Origin of the sequence: Aeromicrobium sp. (assembly GCF_036676885.1) — a bacterium.
Classification (GTDB): domain Bacteria; phylum Actinomycetota; class Actinomycetes; order Propionibacteriales; family Nocardioidaceae; genus Aeromicrobium.
On sequence record NZ_JAKFCB010000125.1, the window covers coordinates 23065 to 31238 of the forward strand.

General features: G+C 69.2%; 9 protein-coding genes. 7 read left to right on the forward strand and 2 right to left on the reverse strand.

Annotated elements, in window-relative coordinates:
- The first annotated feature begins 139 nt into the window (after positions 1–139).
- Entirely contained in the window at positions 140–1147 is a 1008-nt protein-coding gene (locus V6M46_RS06475) for an SGNH/GDSL hydrolase family protein (protein WP_332662988.1), read from the forward strand.
- Positions 1148–1205: 58 nt separating this feature from the next.
- Here V6M46_RS06475 and V6M46_RS06480 read toward each other — a convergent pair whose 3' ends face one another.
- Positions 1206–1886, reverse strand: coding sequence for a hypothetical protein (locus V6M46_RS06480; RefSeq protein ID WP_332662990.1), 681 nt, complete (start codon positions 1884–1886; stop codon positions 1206–1208).
- Between the two features lie 147 nt (positions 1887–2033).
- On the opposite strand from V6M46_RS06480, the gene V6M46_RS06485 reads away from it, so the two are divergent.
- The 5 genes from V6M46_RS06485 to V6M46_RS06505 are packed head-to-tail and all read left to right on the forward strand — an operon-like array spanning position 2034 to position 6823.
- Positions 2034–4067, forward strand: a complete 2034-nt coding sequence (locus V6M46_RS06485) for a sensor histidine kinase (RefSeq protein WP_332662991.1) — start codon at positions 2034–2036, stop codon at positions 4065–4067.
- Positions 4064–4708: a response regulator transcription factor gene (locus V6M46_RS06490; protein ID WP_332662993.1), complete on the forward strand. Its 645-nt coding sequence runs from the start codon at positions 4064–4066 to the stop codon at positions 4706–4708. The genes V6M46_RS06485 and V6M46_RS06490 overlap by 4 nt, the downstream gene beginning before the upstream one ends.
- Positions 4709–4768: 60 nt before the next feature.
- Entirely contained in the window at positions 4769–5497 is a 729-nt protein-coding gene (recO, locus tag V6M46_RS06495; RefSeq protein ID WP_332662995.1) for a DNA repair protein RecO, read from the forward strand.
- Between the two features lie 5 nt (positions 5498–5502).
- The gene (locus V6M46_RS06500; protein WP_332662996.1) at positions 5503–6267 is read left to right on the forward strand and encodes an isoprenyl transferase; all 765 of its coding nucleotides are present in this window, start codon (positions 5503–5505) and stop codon (positions 6265–6267) included.
- A 22-nt stretch (positions 6268–6289) separates the two neighbouring features.
- Positions 6290–6823 carry a hypothetical protein gene (locus V6M46_RS06505; RefSeq protein ID WP_332662999.1) on the forward strand — a complete coding sequence of 178 codons (534 nt, stop codon included), beginning with the start codon at positions 6290–6292 and terminating at the stop codon, positions 6821–6823.
- Between the two features lie 63 nt (positions 6824–6886).
- Here the strand turns inward: V6M46_RS06505 and V6M46_RS06510 are convergent, their stop codons facing one another.
- On the reverse strand, positions 6887–7906 hold the full coding sequence (locus tag V6M46_RS06510) for a hypothetical protein (protein WP_332663001.1): 1020 nt from the start codon (positions 7904–7906) through the stop codon (positions 6887–6889).
- A gap of 121 nt (positions 7907–8027) precedes the next feature.
- On the opposite strand from V6M46_RS06510, the gene V6M46_RS19600 reads away from it, so the two are divergent.
- The coding region (locus V6M46_RS19600) for a DUF2437 domain-containing protein (protein WP_442880460.1) at positions 8028–8174 on the forward strand (147 nt) is incomplete at its 3' end.

Here is an 8174-nt window from a genome sequence, read left to right on the forward strand (position 1 = left end):
GGCAGGAGACTAGCGGCGGCTATGGACGGGGCAGCCGCAATGGCTTACGTTGAGTGCCGAGTGACGCAGGTCACACCGTGATCATCGGGGGTTGCGCTTCATGTTTCGTCGTCTAGGTCTTGCCGCGGTCGTTCTGGCCGTGATTCCGAGCTTCATCTGGCAACCGGGGGCAAGCGCCGCCGCCGCTCCGTACGTTGCGCTCGGTGACTCGTACTCATCCGGGGTCGGCACGCGTACGTACATCAGTGACGGCACCAGCTGCCAGCGGTCGGTCTACGCCTATCCGTCCCTGATCGCCTCCGCGAAGGGCTATGCCCTCAACTTCCGGGCCTGCTCGGGCGCCAAGGTCTCCAATGTCACGAGCAGCCAGCTGGGCGCGCTGTCGACCAGCACGAAGTATGTGACGATCTCGGTCGGCGGCAACGATGCCGGATTCACCGACGTCCTCACCGAGTGCGCGCTGCCCGCCTGGGCCAGCAACTGCGCAGGCAGGGTGACGACGGCGCAGAACTACATCAAGAACACGCTGCCGGGTTCGCTGTCGACGCTCTACGCGAGCATCAAGGCGAAGGCGCCCAACGCCAAGGTCGTGGCGGTCGGCTATCCGCGGCTGTTCAACGGCGAGGACTGCAACGCCCTGACCTGGTTCTCACCCGACGACGAGTCGCGGCTCAATGCGACTGCCGACCTGATCAACTCCAAGATCTCGGCGGCAGCCACCGCGAAGGGCTTCACCTTCGTCAACCCGGTCAGCGCCTTCATCGGTCACGCCGTCTGCGACAGCCCCGAGTGGCTCAACGGCTTGTCCAACCCGGTCACGGAGTCGTACCACCCCAACCGGCCCGGTCACTCCAGCGGCTACACGCCGTTGGTCAGCGCGAAGCTGATCGGTGCCGCGGTCGCGGTGAGCGCGGCGGTCAACGCCCGCGCGGCGGCCTCGGCCGACCAGCTGGCCGCGCAGCAACGTACGTACGCGGCGAAGGACGCCAGGATCAAGCCAGAGCGGTTCGTCGTTCCGAACCTCGACTCGCCCGCGATCCGCGCCGCCGCCGAGCGGGCGGGCGTCGATCTGACCAGTCGGGCCAGCATCGATCGGGTGGATCGTCAGTACGCCGAGGCGCAGGCGAAGGCCCACCCGCTGCCGTAGGACGCCGGATGTGCGACGGGGCCGGTGCCTTGCGGCACCGGCCCGTCGGCTGGTCTGATCAGCGGTTGATCGTGCTGCGGCCGAAGGTCAGTCCGGCGAACGTGATGACGAGCCACAGCCCGCTCACGACGCCCGGGAAGCCAGGCAGGCCGAACGCCGCGACGGTCACGATGACGGGGAGCACGACGATGACACTCACGACGCCGATCCACCGCGAGATCAGGCGCTCGCGGAGGGCCATCCAGGCCACGGCACCAGCCGCGACGCTGACGCCGAGGTAGCCGATGAACGAGCCGAAGTCGTTGAGCACGAACAGGACATACAGGCCGGTCTTGTCGAACGCCCCGTCCTCGTTGCCGCCGTTGTAGATCGCCATGGCACCCTTCCAGCCGTAACCGAGCGAGAGCGCCCCCGCGGCGGCCGTCAGGCCCAACGGGACGACACGGGCCGCGGTGCTGGTCAGCGCGCGCGGCTCGACGTGACGTCGCCAGGCCGCGGCCAGGACCAGCAGCAGGGCGACCGTGATGTAGCCGGCAATGATGCTTGCCTGCGCCTTGCCCGAGCTCACCTGGTCGACGATGTCGGCGGTGTACGTCTTGGGGCTGTCAGCCGGGTGCAGGTCCGTCACCAGAGTCGCGATGACCGCCGTGACTCCGGCGACGATTCCGATGACGGGCCAGCGGCCACGCCCGACGGAGCCGGTGTTCTGTTCGGTGCGAAGGGTGTCGATGTTCGTCATGATGGGGCTGCTTTCTGTGCTGTGTCGGAGGTTGATGCCGTGACGTTAGAGCGGGACACGTCCCGGATGTCAGGGGCACGGATCCCGGTTCTGCGGGACTCTTCGCGAAGCGCTGACGGGCGCACCCGACCGGTGTGAAGATGTGGCGTGGCTGTAAGGACTGCCCCCGACAGGCGGCTGAGCGATGCACAGGTGCGTGCGCTCGGCTACGCCGTCGCGGCTCTTGCGGTGCTTGCGGCGACCGGGGCCGTCGTGGTGCACAGGATGATCGAGGCTCGTGCAGACGTCGATCCGCTCTACCTGGGCAACATCGTGGTGGGAGCCGGCTGGCCCTTGGCTGGAGCGGTGGTCGTGCGCGCTGCGCCTCGCAACGCGTGCGCCTGGCTGCTGCTCGCGACCAGCTCTCTGGCGGTGTACGAGCTGCTGAGCCAGTACAGCCTGTGGAGCGCCAGGGTTGCCGATCAGCCCCTGCCGGGCGCAGCGGTGACCGACTGGGTATCGATGTTCGGCTTCGGCGCCTATTTCTATGTCCTCCCGCTCCTGCCGCTGCTCTTCCCGGACGGTCGCGCCGTCGGACGTGCCTGGCGACGTCTCGTACGCGCGGTCATCGTTCTCGCCACGCTGGCCGTGATCGCCCGGATGCTGGCGCCGGAGCACTCCGACACCGATGTGTCGATCGAGAACCCCATCGGGATTCCGGCGCTCGCCTTCCTCAACTGGGTCGTGCTGGTGTGCTCGTACTTCTGCATCGTTGTCGCGACCCCGGCAGCCGTCGTCAATCTCGTGCAGCGGACGCGTCGGTCGGTCGGTGTGGAGCGGGCCCAGCTGCAATGGCTCATGCTCGGGGGCATCTGGCTCGTCGTGGGCATCGCGGCCTCCCAGCTGACCCGAGGCCTCGAGGCGACTGACCTCTTCTTCACCATTGGGCTGATCGGACCGCCGCTCGGGGTTGTCGTCGCGACGATGCGTCACCGCCTGTTCGACGTCGAGTTCGCGCTGAGCCGCACGCTGGTGCTGGTCGCCGTGATCGCGGTGGTCGGCGGGGTGTGGGCCGCGGTGGTTCTCGCGATGAGCCCTGACCTGACCGACTCGCGGCCGGGCATCCTGCTCGTCGCCGCATTCGGGGTCGCCGCGGTCGTGACGCGCGACATGCTGCAGCGACGGGTCGACCGATGGTGGTTCCCGCACCGGCGCGCGTCGGCTGCACTCGCACGCAGGATCCTCACCGCTGCCGGAAGCGCGTCCGACCCCCAGGAGGCACTCAACCTGCTGCTGACGGCCCTGCGCCGTGAGCTGGGCCTGCCGTACGTCGCGTTCATCGGCGCGTTCTCGGGACGCGCGGGCGGTGTCACGACCGACAAGGTCGAGGTGCTGGACGTCTCCGCGCTGGGTCGCGACATCGGCGTGCTCGAGCTCGGTCACCGCCGCGGCGGGTCCGGGTTCAGCGCTCAGGAGCGCGACGTCCTCCAACAGGTCGCGGCCCACATCGGTGTCCTGGCGTACGCCGCGGCGCTCGTCGGCGACGTGGCTGAGAGCCGCTCACGCATCGTGCTGGCCCGTGAGGAGGAGCGACGCCGGCTGCGCAACGACCTCCACGACGGGGTCGGGCCCAACCTGGCTGGGATTGCCCTCGAGCTCGATGCGCTGTCCGGGCAGCTGGACCAGGCAGGCGCACCCGCCCTCGCATCGGCTGCTCGGCAGGTGCGCGACCGCGCCCGCGACTCGGTGCGCGAGGTCCGCGCGGTGTCTCACGGCCTGCGGCCCCCGATCCTCGACCAGGTCGGGCTGGCCGGCGCCTTGCAGCAGCTCGTGGGTGGACTCGGGACGATCGACGGATCAGTCCGCGTGGGTGACGTGACCGGACTGCCTGCCGGCGCCGAGGTCGCGGCATACGTCATCGCGGCCGAGGCGGTGACCAACGTGGTGCGGCACAGTGCCGCAAGTCGTGTGCAGGTCGAGGTGGACCGCGCCGACGCCGAGCTCACGGTCCGCGTCACCGACAACGGTCGAGGCATGCCGTCCCAACCACGTGCGGGCGTCGGACTCACGAGCATGCGCGAGCGCGCTGCAGAGGTCGGGGGCTGGGTGGAGCATCTCTCCACGCCTGGTGGCGGGACGACCGTGCGAGTCGTCCTGCCGCTCGACGGCACGATCAGGACCCACGAGGAAGGTGTCACATGACGACGGTGCTGGTGGTGGACGACCACGCGGTGTTCCGCGCCGGGATGATGGCGGTGTTGTCCGGCATGGACGGCATCGAGGTCGTCGGCGAAGCCCCCGACGGCGAGTCCGCGGTCGAGCTGGTCTCGGAGACCCGGCCAGAGGTGGTCCTGATGGACCTGCGTATGCCCGGCATGGGCGGCCTCGTGGCGACCTCGCAGATCACCGAGAAGCACCCGGGCGTGGCGGTCATCGTGCTCACGATGAACGACGACCCCGACTCGGTCTTCGCGGCGTTGCGGGCCGGTGCCCGGGGCTATCTGCTCAAGGAGTCGGGCGCCGACGACGTCGAACGTACGATCGCGGCGGTTGCGCGGGGCGAGGCGGTCTTCGGGCCTCGCGTGGCCGAGCAGGTCGTGGGCTTCTTCGCCGGCGCCGCGAGCAGGCGCGGTCCCGAGGCGTTCCCCGAGCTGACGGCGCGCGAGAGGGAGGTGCTCGACCTCGTGGCGAGGGGGCTCGACAACGCAAGCATCGCGCGACGCCTGTTCCTCTCGGAGAAGACTGTTCGCAACCGGGTCAGCGACGTGCTCACGAAGCTGCAGGTGGCCAGTCGCGCCGAGGCCGTCGCGCGGGCGCGCGATGCCGGCATGGGCGGGGTTTGAGCGCGTAGGTCGGGAGTGGCGGGTGGCGTAAACGTCACCCACACACGGCACAATGGACAGGTGAGCCTCTACCGCGACGCCGGCATCGTGCTGCGCGTCCACAAGCTCGGCGAAGCCGACCGCATCATCACGCTCCTCACGCGTGACCGCGGCATCGTGCGCGCCGCGGCCAAGGGCATCCGCAAGACCACGTCACGTTTCGGCGGCCGGCTCGAGCCGTTCATGCACGTCGACCTCCAGCTCGCCGAGGGCCGCTCGCTCGACATCATCACGCAGGTCGAGACGATCAACGCCTTCGCCAAGGACCTCGGCGGCGACTACGCGGCATACACCGCCGGCACCGCGATGCTCGAGACCGCCGAGCGGCTCGTGCAGGAGGACGGCGAGCCGGCCGTGCCCCAGCTGCAGCTGCTCGTCGGGGCGCTGCGGGCGCTGACCGAGGGCCGGATGACGCCGAGCCTGATCCTCGACTCCTACCAGCTGCGCGCGCTGTCGATCGCCGGCTACGCGCCGACGTTCGACACCTGTGCCCGGTGTGCCGCCGAGGGGCCCCACCGCAACTTCCACGCCGCCTCGGGGGGCATGCTGTGCGACGACTGCCGCGTCGCCGGCTCCGCCGCGCCGTCGCCGTTCACCGTCACGCTGCTGGCCGGCCTGCTGAGCGGCGACTGGGTCACGGTCGGCACGTCGGACGACCGGTCCCGCCGTGAGGCCAGCAGCATCGTCAGCGCCTATCTCTCGTGGCACCTCGAGCGCGGCCTGCGCTCCCTGAGCCACGTGGACAGGTAGCAGGCGTGAAGCGTTCCGTACGCCAGCCGGTTCCGCACGTCTCGGGCGCGAGGCCGCCGGCCATACCGGCCGAGCAGGTGCCCCGGCACGTGGCGATCGTCATGGACGGCAACGGCCGCTGGGCCAAGCAGCGCGGACTGCCCCGCACCGCAGGTCACGAGAAGGGCGAGGCCGCCCTGTTCGACGTCGTCGAGGGTGCGATCGAGATCGGGGTCAAGGCCGTCTCGGCCTACGCGTTCTCGACCGAGAACTGGAAGCGCTCGCCCGACGAGGTGCGGTTCCTCATGGGCTTCAACCGTGACGTCATCCGCCGCCGGCGTGACGAGATGCACGAGCTCGGCGTACGCGTCCGGTGGGCCGGCCGCCGCCCGCGGCTGTGGCGCAGCGTCATCAAGGAGCTCGAGACGGCCGAGGAGATGACCAGGCACAACGACGTCATGACCCTCACGATGTGCGTCAACTACGGCGGCCGTGCGGAGATCGCCGATGCAGCGGCGGCGCTGGCGCGTGATGTCGCCGCGGGCAGGATCAACCCCGACAAGGTCAACGAGCGTACGTTCGCCCGCTACCTCGACGAGCCCGACATGGAGGACGTCGACCTGTTCTGGCGCACGTCGGGGGAGCAGCGCACCAGCAACTTCCTGCTGTGGCAGTCGGCGTACGCTGAAATGGTGTTCTCCGACATCGCCTGGCCCGACGTCGACCGCCGTGCCCTTTGGGCCGCGATCGAGGAGTACGCCGCCCGCAACCGACGCTACGGCAGCGCCTGACGACAGAATTCGGGTCGCGATCATGAGAAGGGTCCTGGCGGGCGTTCTCGGGGTGATGCTGCTGATGAGCGGGTGCTCGTCCGGTGGTGGAGACGACGAGGGCCCCAGTGCCACCGAGGTGAAGGCATCAGTCGACGAGCTGGCGACCAAGGTGCTGCCGGCTCTCGCCAAGGACCTCGACGGGGAGTTCCCCTTGGCCCAAGGGCGGTTCATCGGGTGCGATCTGGGGCGTGACGTCAAGCGCTACGTGGCGTCAGGGGAGCTTCATGCCGGCGTCGCCGACAACGCCAAGGCAGCCGAGAAGATCCGGGCGACGCTCACGGGTGCAGGCGTCGACACCACCATCCGCAGGGACTCGACGGTCAAGGGCAAGAGCGGTGGCCTCGAACTCGTGGTGAAGCCCAACGTCGTGGCACCCAACTCGGTTGTCGCGATCCGCCCGTTGACGATCGCGAGCGAGTGCCACAGGTTCTCCGAGTCAGAGGTTGAGGCCATCCGCAGGATCAAACCGGAGGTGTACGGCCAGCCGGTCACTGGGGTCACCGGGACACCCTGATCTGCCACCCCACCTCGCTGCGTGGCGAGTCCGCCATCTCGATTGGGCTGCGGCCGGATCAGCTCACTTCTTGGCGGGTTCGTCGCTGTCCTTGAAGATCTGCGCTGCGGTGTCGGCGTCGAGCCGCTTCAGCTCGTTCGCCATCTTGTCCGCTGTCTTGGACACGACGCGCATCCGCCGGATCCGGCGCTGGAAGTGGTTCTCCCACTCGTCCTGGAACACGCGCGGCTGCTCGTTGTCATGATCGGGCAGCATGCCGGCGGTGATCGCCGTGTCGATCGCCTTGAGCGTGGGCACCAGGTTGTCCAGCGCCCCTGAGCCCTCGTCCAACGCGTCGAGCATGCGCCGCAGCACCCGTGGACCGGAAATGCCGACGGGATCCTTGTCGGCCTGTGACTCGCCGGCCTGGTCGTCTTGCTCGGGATCCTCCGCCTTCTGCCGCTTCTCCCAGTGCAGGTTGACGCGGACGTCCTCCTCGACCCCGCGGACGCTGCGGACCGCGCTCTGGAACTCCTCGAGGACGTTGTGGACGGTGCGCCGGTAGTCGTGCACCGCGTCCGAGAGTGGCGAGCCCTCCAGCATCGCGTGAGGCGTGCCCCCTCCCGCGGGCTCGGGCGTGATGCCGGTGAGCCGGCGGAACATCGGGACGTACGGCTCGGTGATGTCGGCATCGAGGCGACGTGCGAGCTGTTGCGCACCGACCCCTTCGGCGTCCTTCGCCGCGGCCACCAGGTCGTGGCGCGCCTGCTCCCACCTGCTGCGCAGCCGTTGCAGCTCGTCGCCCTGGACGTCGTGCAACACCTTGACCTCTTGCTGCAGGGCCTCGGCCAGCTCCTTGAGCAGCCCGGCGTCGCGGCGAGCGGTGAACCTGCTGAAGCGTACGACGCGTTGCAGCGCGAACGCCGTCTCGCCGTGGACGTCCTCGTCGCCTGCGGCCTGGTCGAGCGAGGCGCGCACGGTGTCGAGCTGGTCGGCCAGCTCATTGAGCTGCTCGACCGCCTGCTTCAGCTCGCCCGGCTGCGCCGGGATATGCAGGTCGTCCGGCCCGATGGAGCCGGCAGCGACAAACTTCTGGTCAGTCATGATTCCCCCGAATTGAGGGCCGCTGGTGCCGCGGTCCCGTGCCGCAGACGCTATCGGTCCGGCGATTTCACAGCAAGGACCGACGTACGGGGTTGCCGTGCTCGCCGTTAGGCTGGCGCATATGCGCATCGCCAGGTTCGCGGGGGAAGACGATCCCCGCTTCGGAGTCATCGGGGACGACAACGGCGTCCCCACCATCGCGGTCCTGAACGGCGATCCTCTCTACGCGGGGCTCAACCTCAGCGGCCAGAAGATCCCGCTCGCGGAC

What these genes read in the sequence shown, in the direction of transcription:
- V6M46_RS06480 (WP_332662990.1), bottom strand. Translation starts at nt 1,886, where the DNA reads ATGACGAACATCGACACCCTTCGCACCGAACAGAACACCGGCTCCGTC.
- V6M46_RS06490 (WP_332662993.1), top strand. Translation starts at nt 4,064, where the DNA reads ATGACGACGGTGCTGGTGGTGGACGACCACGCGGTGTTCCGCGCCGGG.
- V6M46_RS06505 (WP_332662999.1), top strand. Translation starts at nt 6,290, where the DNA reads ATGAGAAGGGTCCTGGCGGGCGTTCTCGGGGTGATGCTGCTGATGAGC.
- V6M46_RS06510 (WP_332663001.1), bottom strand. Translation starts at nt 7,906, where the DNA reads ATGACTGACCAGAAGTTTGTCGCTGCCGGCTCCATCGGGCCGGACGAC.